Source organism: Streptomyces sp. NPDC002306 (genome assembly GCF_053593435.1).
This window is the reverse complement of sequence record NZ_JBSFCK010000006.1, coordinates 35,692-51,280: the sequence shown is the minus strand read 5'-3', so window position 1 is coordinate 51,280 and position 15,589 is coordinate 35,692. Positions and strand designations below refer to the sequence as shown.

Below are 15,589 nucleotides of genomic sequence, written 5' to 3'. Positions count from 1 at the left end.
CAACCATCTCGCGTCCCGCCATATCTCCTCAGTCGGCGCACAGTTGGTCCTTCGCCGATCACTGGGCGGAGTGGATCCGCAAAGTAATGCCATGTAGAGCACGTAAGAATACAAACGCGCTTTACATGGACATGACTGATCCATAAGGGTTTACTCGGAGGCCTCTACCGGCCCCCATGGCGCGCAACGGCGCCATGCGTCAGGGCGGTCGGTCCCGCCGGCCGTCTGTGAACGAAGGAACCCCCACTAGTGCGCAGACCCCATATACGCAGCCTGGCGGTGGCCGTCGCGGTGACGACCGCGGCCACGGGGCTGACGGGCACGGCCTTCGCGGACCCGGTCACGGTGGCCGCCGCGGGTGCTTCCTCGACCTCGGCCGCCTCCGTGGTGGGTGCGGCGGCCGCCGCCGCCTTCGCCCACGCCTCGGCGACCGGCATCACACCGGGCGACGCACTGCACGCCCAGGACGTGCTGATCGACCCGGAAGGCGCGCGCCACGTCCGGTTCGCCCGCACCCACCGGGGCATGCCGGTCCTCGGCGGCGACCTGATCGTCCACCTCACCCGGCGGCTGACGTACGCGGGAGTCACCCGCGCCGCCGACCACCGGCTCACGCCCGCCGCCAAGGCCACGCTGACGGCACGTCAGGCCGCGGCGAAGGCCGCCGCCGTCGCCCAGGGCGACGCGGGCAGCGCCGTGCTCGTGGTCGACGCCCGTGCCGGCTCCTCGGCGCTCGCCTACCAGGTACGGGTGACCGACAGCGACACCACCGAGGGCGGTGGCTCCCGCACGGTGGTCATCGACGCCCTCACCGGCAAGGTGCGCAGCAACACGCCCGACAGCGACGAGTTCCTCTCGCCCCGGCTGCTGGACACCCTGGACAAGCGCGGCGAGCGGCTCGACCCGGCCGTGGGCACCGCCCCGCAGGCAGCCTCCCTCGCCGCGAGTCCGGCGGGTTCCGCGGCCGCGAAGGGTTCGGCGGCCGCGGCCGTCTCCCGCTACCCGGCCACCGCTTTCGGCACCGGCGCCTCCCTCTTCGTGGGCCCGGTCCCGCTGGTCACCACCCGGACGGCGAGCCGCACCTACGTCCTGAAGGACCCGTCCCGCTGGGGCACCGAGACGCGCGACGCCAAGGGCCTGGAGCTGGAGAACTTCGCCCAGGGCAAGCAGTTCACCACCACGACGAACAAGTGGGGCAACGGCGCGGTCTCCAGCCGCGCCACCGCCGCCGTCGACGCCCAGTACGGCATAGCCAAGACCTTGGACTTCTACAAGAAGACCTTCGGCCGCAAGGGCATCGCGAACAACAGCAAGGGCGCCCGCGCCATGGTCCACTTCGGCGACGGGGTGGGCAACGCCTTCTGGGACCCGTACTGCGGCTGCATGCTCTACGGCGACGGCGACGGGGACCTGTTCAAGAAGCCGCTCGTCGTCCTCGACGTCACCGGCCACGAGCTCAGCCACGGTGTCGTCGACGCGACCGCCCGCCTGGAGCCGACCCGGGTGGACTCGCGGGGCAACCAGTACGGGGAGCCCGGCTCCCTGAACGAGTCGCTCGCCGACATCTTCGGCTCCAACGTCGAGTTCAGCGCGAACAACCCGAAGAACCCGCCCAACTACCTGGTGGGCGAGAAGCTGGGCCTCGCCCAGAAGTTCCTGCGCCGGCTCGACAAGCCCTCCCTCGACGTGCTGGAGGGCACGATCGACTACTGGTCCCCGGCGACGTACGACACCGAGGTCCACGCGGGTTCCGGCGTCTCCTCGCACGCGTACTACCTCCTCGCCGAGGGCAGCGGCAGGAAGACGGTCGGCGGCTTCACCTACGACTCGCCGACCTACGACGGTCTGCCGGCGGTGGGCATCGGCCGCGCCAAGGCCACGGCGATCTACTACCGGGCGCTGACCCGCTACATGGTCTCCACGACCGACTTCCACGACGCGCGCCTCGCGACGCTGAAGGCGGCGAAGGACCTCTACGGAGCGGACAGCGCCGAGTACAGGGCGGTGGACCGGTCCTGGGCCGCCGTCAACGTCACCCCCGCCAACACGCCGGCCTCGCGCCACTGACGCCGGGCCGGCCGGGGCGGCCGGCCCGCCCCGGGCGACCCGCCGTACCCGAGCGTTCCGGGCGTCCCGCCACCGGGCGGGGCACCCGGCCGCCGGGTCCGGCGACGCGCCGGGCGACCGCGCGCGCGGCTCAGCCGCCGGCGCCCTGGTCCGGCGCGATCAGCCCCTCCCGGTAGGCGATCGCCACCGCCTCCGTACGGCTCGCCGCGCTCAGCTTGGCGAGGATGTTGGAGACGTGCACACTCGCCGTCTTGCCGGTGATGAACAGTTCCTCGCCGATCCGACGGTTGGAGCGGCCGAGCGCGAGCAGCCGCAGCACCTCCTGCTCACGGGCCGTCAGAGGCGACAGGCCGCCACCGGCCGGCCGGTCCCGCGTGAGCCGGCCACGCCGGACCAGGGCGTCCACCTGTTCGCGCAGGACCGTCGCGCCGAGCCGGTCGGCCGTCTCGCGCACCGCCCGTGACGCGACGGCCGCCTCGTCACGACGGTCGGCTACGAGGAGCGCCTCGGCGTACCGCAGCAGACAGCGGGCCCGCTCGTACTCATCGCCGTAGTCGAACGCGGCCACCGCCTTCTCCCAGGCCGTGGGGTCGGGCCCGGCCACGGCCCGGATCCACTCCGCCTCCGCCCGGGCCAACCACGCCTGCCCCTCCGGGCCCTGCGGCGGCCCGCTCCCGCCGTGCCCGGCGCTCTCCCGCGCCGACTCCACCAGTTCCGTCGCGACGTCCGTCCACCGGCGCACGCCCGGCTCGTCGCCGGCCGAGCGCGACGCGGCGGTCCGGTCGGCGACCGCGGACAGCGCGAGCGCGGCCAGCCGCACCGTGGCATCGGGGCGGCTACCCCCGTCGGAGAGAGCCTCGATCGTGGCACGGGCCCGCTCCACGGCGTCCTCCGGATCCCCGCGCAGCGCGGCCGCGTCGGTCAGCACCAGACCCGCGACGAGCGTCCCCAGCCAGTCGAAAGGGCCTTCCAGCAGGCCGCGCGCCCGGTCGACGGCGGCTTGGTCGCCGCGCGCGAGGCCGACGTACCACACGGGTCCGAGGGCGAATCCGCCCGACGGCGGCAGCGCCCCGGCCGCGGCCGCCCCCGCGCGCAGGCACTCCTCCCACTGCCCCAGCGTGTACATCACCAACAGCTGGAGGTAGCGCATCTCCAGCGGGTACGGCGCCGACAGCAGCCCCGCGCGACGGGCCCGGTCGAGACCGTCGGTCACCCAGGGCAGGCACTCCTCCAGCTCGCCCGACTCGAAGCAGCCGACGGCCAGATGGAACAGCGCGCGCATCTCCACCGTGAAGTTGCCCGAACGCCGGGCCAGTTCACGCGCCCTGACGAGTCGCTCCCGGCCCTCCGGGGTGCGCCGGGTGCCCCCTTCGAGCCCGGCGAGGGAGATCAGGAGGTCGGCCTGTGCGTCGGTCACCCGCAGCCGCTCCGCGACGGGCAGCGCCTGGCGGGCCACGCGCAACGCGGTCTCGGTCTCACCGAGCTGACGTGCCGCCAGGACATGGGTCGCCGCCGCCCACACCCAGGTCGGCGACGGGGGATCGGCGGGTATCAGCGCGAGCGCCTCGCTGCTGTGGGCGAAGGCCGCGGTGAGGCTGTCGACGGTCAGCAGGTTCCCGGCCAGCGTGTAGCGGACGCGGGCGGCGAGCTCGGAGTCCGCGTCCTGCCCGATGCCCGCCAGCGCGGCCCGGGTGAACGCGACCGCGCGATGACTGTCACCGGCGTGCGCGGCGGCCACCGAGGCACGCAGCATGAGGGCGATCCGGTCGATCCCCTCGCCCGCGGGGCGCGCGGCCGGGGCCACCGACGACCACAGGTCCAGGGCTGTTTCCAGGTGCCGCAGCTCCTCCGCGGGCGCGCCGACCCGCTTCGCGTACCCGGCGGCCTCCAGCGACGCCGCGAGCGCTTCCACCGGATCGTGGCTCGCGCGGTGGTGGTGGGCGCGCTCGGCGGCACTCTCGGCCGGGTGGCCCCGTCCGCCCAGCAGCCGGGCGAACGCCGCGTGCAGCCGTGCCCGTTCACCCGGCAGCAGATCCGCGTACACCGCCTCGCGGGACAGCGCGTGCCGGAAGGCGTACGTGTCCCGGTCCCCGGCGACGAGCAACTGGTGCCCCACGGCCTCGCGCAGCGCCGACTCCAGCTCGTCCTCGGGCAGTGCGACCGCATCGCTCAGCAGGTCGTGCTCGACGGGCCGGCCGGCCACCGCGACGGTCCGCAGCACCAGTTGGGCGGTCTCGGACAGCCGCTCCACCCGGATCAGGAGGACGTCGGCCAGGCCGCTGGGCACCCCGCCGGCCCGTCCGTCCGTGGCGGCGAGCAGTTCCTCCGCGTAGAAGGCGTTGCCCTCGGCACGCTCCACGATGCCGCGGACCGTGGCGTCCGGCAGCGGACGGTCCTGCCGGGCGCGGACCAGCCGGGCGACCTCCGCGTCCGTCAGCGGGCGCAGTTCCAGGCGGTCCACGGAGGGCAGCCTGACCAGTTCGGCCAGCAGCGGGCGCAGCGGGTGGCGGCGGTGCAGGTCGTCGGCGCGGTACGAGGCGAACACCGCGAGGCGATGGGCGGGCGCGCCCCCGGCCGGGCGCTGGAGGATGCCCCGGCTGAGCAGGAACCGCAGCAGGTCCCGGGAGGACTGGTCGGCCCAGTGCAGGTCCTCCACGACGAGCAGCAGGGGCGCGGTCCGCGCCAGGTCCGCCAGCAGCGCCGCGACCCCTTCGAAGAGCCGCAGCCGCCCGTCCGCGTCCCCCGCGGTGTCCGTTCCCGCCCCCAGCAGCCGGTCCACGGCGGGATGGGCGGCCAGCACCGCCGCGAACCGCTCGTCGGCGGCGACCGCGCCCAGGATCTCGGTGAACGGCAGGTAGGGCAGACCCACGTCGCCCAGGTCGACGCAGTGCCCGGTGAGCACGGTCGTCCCCGCCGCGGCCGCGTGCCCGGCCACCTCGTCCAGCAGCCGGGTCTTGCCCACCCCGGCGTCCCCGGCGACCAGCACGGCCCGGGCCTCGCCGGTGCGGGCGCGCTCCAGCACACCGGCGAGGCGGGCGAGTTCGGCCTCCCGGCCGACGAGAGGCGTGGTGAACACGATCCGGGGCACGTCACCATCCTGGCACGCGCCGCCGACATGCTCCGATCAGTTCACCTCGGACCAGTTCGGATCAGTTCAGACCCTCCGCGGTTCAGATCAGTTCAGACCCTCCGCCCAGTCCGCGGGGACCCGTCCCTGCGGACCCGGAGTCGGCTGCTCCACGGGATGGCTCTGCGGCGGGGCGAGCACGGGACCCGACTCGTACAGCTCGTTCGTCGCGTAGTCCCAGAACCAGTCCTCGCCGGGTTCGAAACTGTTCACCACGGGATGCCCGGTCGCCTTGTAGTGCGCGGTGGCGTGCTGAGCGGGGGAGGAGTCGCAGCAGCCGACGTGGCCGCACTGCGCGCAGCGCCGCAGATGGAACCACCAGCCGCCGACCTCGTCGCACTCGATACAGCCCGTGCCGCTCGGCGGGACGTTCGTGTCGATGCCGTCGTCGCTGCTCATACCGCCTCCTCAGGAGTGGTGTCGGAGTCCGCCGCGGTGAGCGGCAGCAGGATCCGGAACCGGGTGTCGCCCGGCACGGAGTCGAGTTCGATGCTGCCGTGATGCTTGTTGACGACGATCCGCCACGAGATGTCCAGGCCCAGTCCCGTGCCCTCGCCCACCGGCTTGGTGGTGAAGAACGGGTCGAAGATGCGGCCGCGGATCTCCTGCGGCACCCCGGTGCCCGTGTCGCCGAACTCCACCAGCAGCCGGTCGTTCTCCAGCGCGGTCCGCACCGTCAACGTCCCCTCGCCGCCCGCGCTGTTGATGGCGGAGACCGCGTTGTCGATCAAGTTGGTCCACACCTGGTTGAGCTCCGCCGGGTACGCCGGGATCCGGGGGAGCGCACGGTCGTACTCCTTCACGACCCGGATCCGCTCCCCGAACTTGCCCGAGAGCATCAGCAGGGTGCTGTCCAGGAGTTCGTGCACGTCGGCGACCTGGTAGGGCGCGCGGTCGAGCTGCGAGTACTGCTTGGCGGCGTCGACCAGACGCGAGATGCGGGTGGTGGAGTCCCCGATCTCGTCCATCATCAGCTCGGTCTCGACCGTGTAGTTGAGCCACCCCACCGCGCCCGGCAGCACCTCCTCGTCGACGGCCGCCGCGACCTGGTCCAGCCAGTCGACGTCGAGGCCGGCCTGCACGAAGGTGGGCGCGAGCCGCCAGCCGTCCGGGATGCCGTGGTCGTCGAGCCAGTCGGAGAGGACGTCCTCGCGGTCCGCGGCCTCCAGCGGGCTCAACGTGGGTGCCTTGGCGACGAGTTCGGCGGTGCGCTCCTGGATCTCGATGAGGCCCACCAGCGCCTCGCGCGAATACGGGCCCGCCGCGATCACACTGAGCTTGTGCCGCATCTTCGCCACCCGCTCGCGCAACGTCGCCGTGGCCCGTACGGCCGCCGCGGCGGGGTTGTTGAGCTCGTGGGTGAGCCCGGCGGACAACGAGCCGAGCGCGAGCAGCCGTTCGCGCTGCCCGATGGCCCGCTGCATGTTCTTCGACCCGAAGAACAGCCCCTCCAGCAGATGGACCGCCATCGGGAACCACTCCTGCATGATGTCCGCGAACGTGTCCGCGGACAGCACGAAGAAGCGCGTCGGCTCGGTGGCGCGCAACGAGTTGTTGTACACCTGCCGCACCCGGTCGCCGAGATAGGCCTGCATGGCGCCCGCGTAGACCCCGCGCTGCGAGGTCCGGCCGACCTCCACGTCGTCGCCGCCGACCCGGTGGGACAGCACGACCGCGCCTTCCAGCATCACGTAGAAGCAGGTGGCGGGATCGCCCTCGGTGTACACGGGACCGGGTGCGAACTTCTCCACCCGGCCGTCGCGGCACAGCCTGCCCAGTTGTTCCCGGTCGAGCTTCTCGAACAGGAACAGCGTTCCTATCTCGACCGGGCTGCACGGCATCAACTGCCCGCTCATGACTGCTCCAGATACCGGTGGACGAGCATCACGGCCATGGCTCCCTCTCCGACGGCGGAAGCGACGCGTTTCGCGGACTCGGCGCGGGCGTCGCCCGCCACGAACACGCCGGGAATGCTGGTCTCCAGGTGATACGGCGGCCGGTCCAGCTCCCAGCCCGCGGGCGGGCGCCCCTCGGGCGTCAGGTCGGGGCCGGCCAGGATGAAGCCGCGGTCGTCGCGCAGCACCGTACCGTCCAGCCAGTCGGTCAGCGGGGCGGCGCCGATGAACACGAACATCCACTGCGCGTCGACGAGTTCGGTCTGCCCGCTCGCCGCGTCGCGCAGGGTGAGCTGCTCCAGGTGGTCGGAGCCGTGCGCGGAATCGACGACCGTGCCGGTGCGCACGGTGATGTTGGCCGCCTCGTCGATCTGCTGGATCAGGTAGTACGACATGGACGCCGACAGTGACTGACCGCGCACCAGCAGTGTCACCGACTTGGCGCCCCTGGCCAGGTACATCGCGGCCTGCCCGGCGGAGTTGGCACCGCCCACGATGTACACGTCGTGCCCCTGGCAGGAGGCCGCCTCGGTGAGCGCCGACCCGTAGAACACCCCGCAGCCGGTCAGGTCCGTCGCGCCGGGTGCCGTCAACTGCCGGTAGGAGACGCCCGTCGCGAGGATCACGCTGTGCGCGGCGATCGCCGAACCGTCCGAGAACCGTACGATCCGCGCCGCGCCGTTGACCTCCAGGCCCGTCACCTCGCGCGCGGTGAGGATCTCGGCGCCGAACTTCGCCGCCTGCCGCCGGGCCCGGTCGGTGAGCTGGGCGCCCGACACCCCGTCGGGGAAGCCCAGGTAGTTCTCGATCCGGGAGCTCTGCCCGGCCTGGCCGCCCGTGGCGGACCGCTCCACCAGCACCGTGCGCAGCCCCTCGGAGGCTCCGTACACGGCCGCGCCGAGCCCGGCCGGGCCGCCGCCGATGACGATCAGGTCGTAGAAGTCCGCGGTCGGTGTCGTGGCCAGCCCCACCCGTGCGGCCAGCTCCGGCGCGTCCGGCTCGACGAGCGGCGTGCCGTCCGGGGTGACGACGAGCGGGAGCCGCTGCCCGTCCTGCCCGGCCGCCTTGAGCAGCCGCCGGCCCTCGGGCTCCTCTGCGGAGTACCAGCGGTACGGCACCTGGTTGCGGGCCAGGAACTCCCGTACGTCCGACGAACGCGCCGACCAGCGGTGTCCGACCACCTTCGTGGTGGCCACGCACCGGAAGTCGCTGGCCCGCCAGGCCTCCAGCAGGTCGTCCAGGACCGGGTAGAGCTTCTCCTCCGGCGGATCCCACGGCTTGAGCAGATAATGGTCGAGATCGACCACGTTGATGGCGTCGATCGCCGCGCTGGTGTCCGCGTACGCGGTCAACAGCACCCGGCGCGCGCCGGGATACACGTCCAGGGCCTGTTCCAGGAACTCGATGCCGTTCATCTGCGGCATGCGGTAGTCGGCCAGGATCACGGCCACCAGGTCGCCGCGCAGCTTCAGTTCGCGCAGCGCGTCCAGCGCGGACTCGCCGGACTCCGCGCGCACGATCCGGTACGACTCGCCGTAGCGCCGTCGGAGGTCACGGGCGACCGCGCGGGAGACCCCCGGGTCGTCGTCCACGGTCAAGATGACGGTCCGCGCTGCTTCGGCGGCCTGTGCCATACGTCTCCCACCCCGACTGGTCGGATGTGCGGCACGGCGCCTCCGTCGCCGCCGCGCCGACTTCCGCCATCGTATGTTCGATCGTCCCGCTTCGCTCAGGTAAGAGACGCAGCCCGGCCGGATGTCGTCAGGACCGGCCGGTCCCCGTCGCGGGGCGACGACGGGACGGCGTGGGGGAGACTGGGGCCACGGACGTGCACACGACACAGGGCACACAGGGCAGCGACACACGACTCACGATCACGACTCACGGCACAGTGCACACGGCACACGACACAGGGAGGCGACGCGGATGACGCGCCCCATCACGGCAGCCGTCGACGGAACGGACGAGAGCCTCGCGGCGCTCGCCTGGGCGGCCCGGGAGGCCGTGCGCAGGGACCTGCCGCTGCGCGTGGTGCACGCCTGGCGGTTTCAGCCGGACGCGGCACCGGACGTGGCCGGCCGGGACGCCCAGGAGCGGTGGGTGCGGGACGCGGCGACCGGCGCGGTCCGCGCGGTGGCCGAGCGGCACCCTGGTCTGGCGGTGACCACCGACGTGCCGGAGGGCCCCGCGGCCGACACGCTCCTCGCCGCCGCGGCGGACGCCGAACTGCTGGCCCTGGGCTCGCGCGGGCAGGCGGCCGTGGTGGGCTTCCTGCTGGGCTCGGTCGGACAGCAGGTGATCGCCGAGGCCGCCCGTCCCGTGGTCCTGGTACGGGCCGGTGACGACGCCGCCGCGGAGGCCGGCGGCCGCGAGATCGTCGTCGGGCAGGAGGGCGGGCCGGACGACAGCGCCGACGCCCTGCGGTTCGCCTTCGAGACCGCGGCGGCCCGCGGCGCCACCGTGCGCGCGGTGCGGGCCTGGACGCTGCCGCCGGTGTTCGCCTACAGCCCGTCCTCGCTCAAGCTCCTCGACGACGCCGGAGGCCTGGAGCCGTACGAGAAGAAGGCCCTCGCGGAGGCCCTCGCGCCGTGGCGGGCCCGCTTCCCCGGCGTGCCGGTGGTCGAGCACGTCGAGGTGGGCAGCGCGGGCCAGGTGCTGCTGTCGCTGACCGGGCGGGCCCAGTTGATGGTGGTCGGGCGCCGGGCCCGCCGTACGGCCGTGGGCGCCCGCATCGGCTCCGTTGCGCACGGGGTGCTGCACCACGCGGAGTGCCCGGTCGCCGTCGTCCCGCACAGCTGACTCACCCGCACAGCTGACTCACTCGGGCGTCGTCGGCTCCAGCGTCTCGCGCGCCCTGGGGAGGATGTTCTCGATGTAGTCCGCGACGACCGTGTCCAGCGAGATGTCGTGCTGGGCCCGCTCCGCCAGGTACCAGCGGTGTTCCAGCAGTTCGTGGTAGATCTCCGCCGGGTCCATCGAGCCGCGCAGGTCGAGCGGCACGGCGCGCACGGTGGGCCGGAACACGTCCCGCACCCAGCGGTGCGCCAGTACTTCCGGGCGCGTCGCCAGGGGGTCGTCCGGCGTGTGGTCGTCCTGGGTCGCCATCCAGCTCTCCAGATCGTTGAGCAGCCGTCTGGCCTGGTTCTCCTCGGTGTCCAGACCGGTCAGCCGCAGCAGCTGGCGCTGGTGGTGGCCCGCGTCGACGACCTTGGGCACGAAGGTGACGGTGTCGCCGTTGGAGGAGTGCTCGATCTGCATCTCGGCGACGTCGAAACCGAGGTCGTTCAGGCGGCGTATCCGGCGTTCTATGTAGTGGTACTCGCCCGCCGGGTAGACGGAGGTGCGGGTCAGCTCCCGCCACAGGCTCCCGTAGCGGTCGCAGATCTCGGTGCCGAACGCGATCGGGTCCACGGCGGGGTGCAGCGCGCCGGACGCCTCCAGGTCGAGCAGCTCGCCGCTGATGTTGACGCGGGCCAGGTCGAGGTCGTAGTCGCGCTGCCCCGGGCTCAGCCGGGGGTGGAGCTCGCCGGTCTCGGCGTCCACCAGGTACGCGGCGTAGGCGCCCGCGTCGCGCCGGAAGAGCGTGTTGGACAGCGAGCAGTCGCCCCAGGCGAACCCGGCCAGGTGCAGCCGCACCAGCAGGACCGCGAGGGCGTCCATGAGCCGGTGCATCGTCGCCGGGCGCATGGTCGTCTCGAACATCGAGCGGTACGGCATCGAGCCGCCGAGGTGCCGGGTGACCAGCACCGGCTCCAGCGGGGCTCCCTCGGGGTCGGCGCGGCCGGTGATCACGGCCAGCGGGTCCACCGCGGGGATGGCCAGCCGGTCGAGGTCACGCAGCAGCCCGTACTCGCGCAGCGCGGGCCGGTGCGCGAGCTCCTTCACGGCGATCACCTCGTCACCCGCCCGGGCGTAGCGCACGACGTGGCGCGAGATGCCGCGCGGCAGCGGCACCAGATACTCCTGCGGCCACTCCTCCAGGGGTACGTCCCAGGGGAGCTCGAGCAGGAGCGCGGGGTGCTCCGGGTTGGTGGCGCTGATCTGCAAAGCCATGGCCCGAGCTTAGGCGGCGCGCTCCCGGGCCAGGTGTGCGGCCGCCCGCACCGACCCCCGGTGCACGGGGCCGTGTCCGGGCAGCAGCAGGTCGGCGGACAGGTTCTCGATCACGTCCAGGGAGGCCACGGTCCGGGCACGTTCGTGGTGGAACATGTCGGGCAGCAGCTGGGGCCCCCGCACCCGCGAGGTGGGGTGGCCGCTGACCAGGGCGTCGCCGGAGACGACGATCCCGGCGTCGGGCAGATGGAAGACGGCGTGTCCGACCGTGTGGCCCGGAGTGTGCACGGGCACGGGCCGGCCGGGCAGGTCCAGCGGGCCGCTGCCGGGGAACGGCTCGGGCGCGGTCACGGGATGCTGTTCGGTGCCGCCGGAGCGCAGCGCGTGCACCACCCACGGCAGGACACCCGGACGCCACGCGTTGCGCAGCACCTCGCCCACGGTCACCTGCTGGAGGAACTCCCGTCGCGCGTGCGGCACTTCGGCCTCGTGCAGCAGGACCGGCGTGCCGAAGGCGGCGCGCAGGTACTCGGCGGAGCCCAGATGGTCGTTGTGGGCGTGGGTGATCAGCACCGCCGCGACGGCCTCCGGGGAACTCCCCACCGCCGCGAGGGACTCCAGCAGCAGCTGCCGGTCCCCGGGATAGCCGGTGTCGATCAGGGTGACCGCGTCCCCCTCGGTGAGGATCACCCAGTTGGTGTTGCTGCCGTGCACCAGATAGGTGCCGTCCGCCACGTGCTGCACTTCTGCCCGCATGATCGTCCCGCGTGGTGAGGTCCGTGCCTTGGGAAGACAGCAAAGCAGATCACGGGGGTTCCGCCGCCGGTGGGGTGGTCCGTGTGGCGGGTGCCTCACCGCACGCCGTGCGGGCGGAACTGCACGCTGATCCGTGGTCCCGCGGCGCGCGCGGTCTTCGGTACGCAGTGCTCCCAGGTGCGCTGGCAGGAGCCGCCCATCACGATCAGGTCGCCGTGGCCCAGCGGACGCCGTACGGTGGCGCCGGCCCCGCGCAGCGGGCGCAGCAGCAGATCGCGGGGGGTGCCCACCGAGAGGATCGCGACCATAGTGTCCTCGCGGGCGCCCCGGCCTATCCGGTCGCCGTGCCAGGCCACGCTGTCCCGGCCGTCCCGGTAGTAGCACAGTCCGGCCGTGGTGAACGGCTCGCCCAGTTCGTCGGCGTACCGCGCGCAGAGCTGGGTGCGGGCCCGCGTCAGCACGGGGTGGGGCAGCGGGTCGTCGGCGCCGTAGAACGCGAGCAGCCGGGGTACGTCCACGACCTGGTCGTACATCGTCCGCCGCTCGGCACGCCACGGGACCTCGGCCGCCAGCTGTTCGAACAGGGCGTCGGCGCCGGCGAGCCAGCCGGGAAGCACGTCGATCCAGGCGCCGTGCCCGAGCTCGGTCCTGCGCGCCTCGTCGAGCCGACCGAGCCGCATCCGGTCGGTCTGGTCGAAGAGCGAGCCCTGGAGGTGCGTGGTCATGGGTCCAGCGTACGCCTTAATCGAAAATATGTTCCAACGCGTCTCCCGCCCTCCGTCTCCCGCCCTCCGTCTCCCGCCCTCCGTCTCCCGCCCTCCGCCTCCCGTCTGTCACCTCCCCGCGGATTCCACCCGCTCCTCGCGCGACCCTTTCGATGCACTGATGTATCGGATACATTCGCGTATCGAACGGAGGTCCGGACATGGCGGCGGAGGCACAGGCGACCGGGCGCGTCACCAGGCGCCGGGTGCGCACCCGCGCCAACCTGCTCGACGCCGCCTTCTCGGTGTTCGCCGCCAAGGGCTTCGGGCGGGTCTCGATCGAGGAGGTCTGCGAGGCCGCCGGCTACAGCAGGGGTGCCTTCTACTCGAACTTCGGCAGCCTGGACGAGCTGTTCTTCGCGCTCTACCGCGAGCGCGCCGACCTCATCGCCGACCAGGTCGCCGGAGCGCTCGCCCTCGACGGCCCGGATCTCGACGTGCCCGCCGCCGTGGACCGCGTCACCGAGGTGCTCCTCCTCGACCTGGACTGGCTCCTGGTGAAGACGGACTTCCTGGTGCACGCCGCCCGTGACGCGGCCGTCGCGCAGACCCTGCTGGAGCACCGCGCCAGGCTGCGCCGGGCCGTCGCCGACCGGCTCGCCCGGGCCCGTGGCCACACCGAACTGCCCGCCGTGCTCGGTGACGCCGACGCGGCCGCCCACGCGGTGATCGCCGCGTACGACGGAGTCACCACCCAACTGCTGCTGGACAAGGACGTCGAGCGCGCCCGCGCCTGGCTGAAGCAACTGCTCACCGCGCTGCTCACCGACGGCAGCGACAAGCCCGCCGCGCAGCGCGGCGGATGAGGAAGGAAACGGTCGCCATGGACGCGGACGTCATCGTCGTCGGAGCGGGCCTCGCCGGCCTGGTCGCGGCGCACGAACTCACCAGCCGGGGCCGGCGCGTCGCCCTGGTCGACCAGGAGAACGCCGCCAACCTGGGCGGCCAGGCGTTCTGGTCGTTCGGCGGACTGTTCCTCGTCGACTCCCCGGAGCAGCGCCGGCTGGGCATCAAGGACTCCGTCGACCTCGCCTGGAACGACTGGCAGGGCAGCGCGCGGTTCGACCGCACCGAGGACGAGGACTCCTGGGCGGTGCGCTGGGCGCGCGCCTACGTCGAGTTCGCGGCCGGGGAGAAGCGCTCCTGGCTGGCGGGGCACGGCATCAAGCTGCTGCCCACGGTGGGCTGGGCCGAGCGCGGCGACCTGCGCGCCCACGGGCACGGCAACTCCGTACCCCGTTTCCACATCTCCTGGGGCACCGGCACGGGTGTCGTGGAGCCCTTCGCCCGGTACGCCAAGGAGGCCGCGCGCGACGGACTGCTGACCTTCTACCACCGTCATCAGGTCGACGAACTCGTCATCGAGGACGGCGCCGCCCGCGGGGTGCGCGGGACCGTCCTGGCCGACGACGACTCGCCCCGCGGCGTGGCCTCCAACCGGGACGCGGTCGGCGACTTCCACCTCACCGCCCAGGCCGTCGTCGTCACCAGCGGCGGCATCGGCGCCAACCACGACATCGTCCGCCGCTACTGGCCCGAGCGGCTGGGCACGCCCCCGGCCGAGATGGTCACCGGTGTACCGGCGTACGTCGACGGACGCATGCTCGACATCAGCGCCGGGGCGGGCGTACGGCTGGTCAACCGCGACCGGATGTGGCACTACACCGAGGGCCTGCGGAACTGGAACCCGATCTGGCCCGGCCACGGCATCCGTATCCTGCCCGGCCCGTCCTCACTCTGGTTCGACGCCCTGGGCCGCCGGCTGCCGGACCCGTGCCTGCCGGGTTACGACACCCTCGGCACCCTCGAACACCTGCGCACCACCGAGGACATCGCCGCACACGACCACTCCTGGTTCATCCTCACCCAGAAGATCATCGAGAAGGAGTTCGCGCTGTCGGGCTCCGAGCAGAACCCCGACATCACCGCCAAGGACCGCAAGGCGTTCCTGCGCGACCGGGTGCTCGGCAAGGGCGCGCCCGGCCCCGTCACGGACTTCGTGCGGCACGGCGCCGACTTCGTGGTGGCCGACACCCTGGAGCGGCTGGTCGAGAAGATGAACGCGCTGACCGACAAGCCGCTGCTCGACGCGGCCGGGATACGCCGCCAGATCGAGGCCCGCGACCTCCAGATCGCCAACCCCTACAGCAAGGACTCCCAGGTCCAGGGCATCCGCAACGCCCGCCGCTACATCGGCGACCGGCTCGGCCGCGTCGCCACCCCGCACCGGATCCTCGACCCGGCGGCCGGCCCGCTGGTGGGCGTCAAGCTGCACATCCTCACCCGCAAGACCCTCGGCGGCATCCAGACCGACCTCGACTCCCGCGCGCTGGGCGCCGACGGCACCGCGATCGACGGTCTGTACGCGGCCGGCGAGGTCGCGGGATTCGGCGGCGGAGGCGTCCACGGCTACAACGCCCTGGAGGGCACCTTCCTCGGCGGCTGCCTCTTCTCGGGGCGGGCGGCGGGACGCGCGGCGGCGCGGCAGAGCGCCTGAGCGGCCCGGACGGCCCGTCTCCCGGAGGCCTCACGCCTCCAGGAGGCGGGCCAGGACGGTCGCGTGGTTCTCGCCGACCGCCTTCGAGGCGGTCACCAGGGTGACGGGTCCCTGACCGGCCGACTCGCGCAGCCGGCCGAGGACCTCGGCCGCCTCCGGCGCGGCGAGCTCCGCCTCGTAGCGTCGGCTGAACTCCTCGTACGACCCCTCGCCCGCGTGGTACCACTGGCGCAGCTCGGTGGACGGGGTGAGGCCCTTGGGCCACTCGTCCACCCGGGCCGCGTCCTTGGACAGACCGCGCGGCCAGAGCCGGTCGACCAGGACCCGCATCCCGTCGTCGGCCTCAGGTGGTTCGTAGACGCGGCGCACTCGCACGCTCATGGTCGGACCTTTCCACGCTGTCGCACGCACGGATCCTCGGGGGACGTCA

General features: G+C 72.9%; 12 protein-coding genes. 4 read left to right on the top strand and 8 right to left on the bottom strand.

Translation table 11 applies throughout. The annotated features are described in order from the left end of the window. Positions 1-249 precede the first annotated feature (249 nt). Positions 250-2,067 (top strand): M4 family metallopeptidase, encoded by a 1,818-nt coding sequence (locus ACWCQK_RS14235; protein WP_451155399.1) that lies wholly within the window; start codon positions 250-252, stop codon positions 2,065-2,067. 130 nt (positions 2,068-2,197) lie between these two features. On the opposite strand, the gene ACWCQK_RS14230 is transcribed toward ACWCQK_RS14235, so the two are convergent. The 4 genes from ACWCQK_RS14230 to ACWCQK_RS14215 form a co-directional block, all read right to left on the bottom strand. Continuing rightward, positions 2,198-5,155, bottom strand: coding sequence for a helix-turn-helix transcriptional regulator (locus ACWCQK_RS14230; RefSeq protein WP_451155398.1), 2,958 nt, complete (start codon positions 5,153-5,155; stop codon positions 2,198-2,200). Positions 5,156-5,242: 87 nt separating this feature from the next. After that, the gene (locus ACWCQK_RS14225; protein ID WP_451155397.1) at positions 5,243-5,593 is read right to left on the bottom strand and encodes a UBP-type zinc finger domain-containing protein; all 351 of its coding nucleotides are present in this window, start codon (positions 5,591-5,593) and stop codon (positions 5,243-5,245) included. Beyond that, positions 5,590-7,050, bottom strand: coding sequence for an ATP-binding protein (locus tag ACWCQK_RS14220; protein ID WP_451155396.1), 1,461 nt, complete (start codon positions 7,048-7,050; stop codon positions 5,590-5,592). The genes ACWCQK_RS14225 and ACWCQK_RS14220 overlap by 4 nt, the downstream gene beginning before the upstream one ends. Further along, positions 7,047-8,723 carry an FAD-dependent oxidoreductase gene (locus tag ACWCQK_RS14215; RefSeq protein WP_451155395.1) on the bottom strand — a complete coding sequence of 559 codons (1,677 nt, stop codon included), beginning with the start codon at positions 8,721-8,723 and terminating at the stop codon, positions 7,047-7,049. The genes ACWCQK_RS14220 and ACWCQK_RS14215 overlap by 4 nt, the downstream gene beginning before the upstream one ends. Before the next feature lie 292 nt (positions 8,724-9,015). Here ACWCQK_RS14215 and ACWCQK_RS14210 point away from each other — a divergent pair, with 292 nt between their 5' ends. Further along, positions 9,016-9,888 carry a universal stress protein gene (locus tag ACWCQK_RS14210; protein ID WP_451155394.1) on the top strand — a complete coding sequence of 291 codons (873 nt, stop codon included), beginning with the start codon at positions 9,016-9,018 and terminating at the stop codon, positions 9,886-9,888. 18 nt (positions 9,889-9,906) lie between these two features. Here ACWCQK_RS14210 and ACWCQK_RS14205 read toward each other — a convergent pair whose 3' ends face one another. The 3 genes from ACWCQK_RS14205 to ACWCQK_RS14195 all read right to left on the bottom strand — a co-directional run bounded on the left by ACWCQK_RS14205 (position 9,907) and on the right by ACWCQK_RS14195 (position 12,623). Then, complete coding sequence (locus ACWCQK_RS14205; protein WP_451155393.1) at positions 9,907-11,142, bottom strand: DUF4032 domain-containing protein; 1,236 nt, start codon at positions 11,140-11,142, stop codon at positions 9,907-9,909. Between the two features lie 9 nt (positions 11,143-11,151). Continuing rightward, entirely contained in the window at positions 11,152-11,898 is a 747-nt protein-coding gene (locus ACWCQK_RS14200; protein ID WP_451155392.1) for an MBL fold metallo-hydrolase, read from the bottom strand. Positions 11,899-11,993: 95 nt separating this feature from the next. Then, positions 11,994-12,623, bottom strand: a complete 630-nt coding sequence (locus ACWCQK_RS14195; protein WP_451155391.1) for an alpha-ketoglutarate-dependent dioxygenase AlkB — start codon at positions 12,621-12,623, stop codon at positions 11,994-11,996. Positions 12,624-12,823: 200 nt separating this feature from the next. On the opposite strand from ACWCQK_RS14195, the gene ACWCQK_RS14190 reads away from it, so the two are divergent. Continuing rightward, a complete protein-coding gene (locus ACWCQK_RS14190) occupies positions 12,824-13,468 on the top strand; it encodes a TetR/AcrR family transcriptional regulator (RefSeq protein WP_451155390.1) in 645 nt (214 codons plus the stop codon). A gap of 17 nt (positions 13,469-13,485) precedes the next feature. Next, positions 13,486-15,159 (top strand): FAD-binding dehydrogenase, encoded by a 1,674-nt coding sequence (locus tag ACWCQK_RS14185; RefSeq protein ID WP_451155389.1) that lies wholly within the window; start codon positions 13,486-13,488, stop codon positions 15,157-15,159. 30 nt (positions 15,160-15,189) lie between these two features. Here ACWCQK_RS14185 and ACWCQK_RS14180 read toward each other — a convergent pair whose 3' ends face one another. Then, positions 15,190-15,540 (bottom strand): DUF488 domain-containing protein, encoded by a 351-nt coding sequence (locus ACWCQK_RS14180; protein ID WP_451155388.1) that lies wholly within the window; start codon positions 15,538-15,540, stop codon positions 15,190-15,192. Positions 15,541-15,589: the final 49 nt, after the last annotated feature.